Source organism: Sphingobium sp. LMA1-1-1.1 (genome assembly GCF_040676365.1).
Classification (GTDB): Bacteria; Pseudomonadota; Alphaproteobacteria; order Sphingomonadales; family Sphingomonadaceae; genus Sphingobium.
The window spans coordinates 1-1,076 of the sequence record NZ_JBEGHS010000026.1; the positions used below are offsets into that span (position 1 = coordinate 1).

At 62.7% G+C, this 1,076-nt stretch carries 1 protein-coding gene; it reads right to left on the reverse strand.

Annotated features, from left to right (window positions below; all coding sequences use genetic code 11):
- Positions 1-1,076, reverse strand: a 1,076-nt coding sequence (locus MRBLMA1_RS14030) for a dicarboxylate/amino acid:cation symporter (protein WP_363737455.1), incomplete at both ends; no start/stop codon positions are given.

Consider the following 1,076-nt stretch of genomic DNA (forward strand, 5'->3'; position numbering starts at 1 on the left):
TTGGTCGCGGTACGGCCCATGTCCATGAAATGGTCCACCGCCAGGATGAAGGCGACACCCTCCACCGGCAGGTCGAACTGGCCCAGCGTCGCCGCGACCACCACCAGTGATGCCCGCGGGACGGCGGCGATGCCCTTGCTGGTTACCATCAGCACCAGCAATATGGTGATCTGCGTCGCGATCGGCAGGTCGATGCCATAGGCCTGGGCGATGAAGATGGTGGCGAAGGTCGAATACATCATCGACCCGTCCAGGTTGAAGCTGTAGCCCAGCGGCAGCACGAAGCTGTAGATGCGGCGCGGCACGCCGAAGCGGTCGAGCTGCTCCAGCATCTTGGGATAGGCGGCTTCGGACGAGGCCGTCGAGAAGGCGATCAATATCGGTTCGCGCACATAGCGGATCAGCTTCACCATCCGCTTGCCCAGGAAGATGGATCCCGCCGCGAACAACAGCGTCCAGAGCGCGATCAGCGACAGGTAGAATTCGCCCACCAGTTCGCCAAAGGTCTTGAGCACGCCCAGTCCCTCGGTCGTCACGACCGACGCCAGCGCGCCGAATACGGCGAAGGGGGCGACGCGCATCACATAGCCTGTCACCTGCAGCATCAGTTCGACCATCGCCTCGATCACGGTGACGATCGGCTTGCCCTTGTCGCCGATGGCGGTCAGCGCCACGCCCACGAACAGCGAGAAGACGACGATCTGCAGGATCGAATTTTCCGCCATCGCCCCGATCATGGAGGTGGGGAAGACATGCAGGATGAAGTCGCGGAAGTTGAGCGCTTCGGTACTGACGCCGGAATCCGCACCGGAACGGACAAGATTCAGCCCCTCGCCCGGCGCGAAGAAATTGACGAAGATGAGGCCCAGCGTCAGCGAGATCAGGCTGGCGATGATGAACCAGGCGAGCGCCCTCCCGCCGATCCGCCCCAGCGCCGCGCTGTCGCCCATATGCGCGATGCCCGCCACCAGAGTGGAGAAGACCAGGGGCGCAATGATCATCTTGATCAGATGCAGGAAGATGTCGGCCAGCAGGTGGTAATAGCCCGCCACATCCTTCGCCAGCGTCTTGTCGCC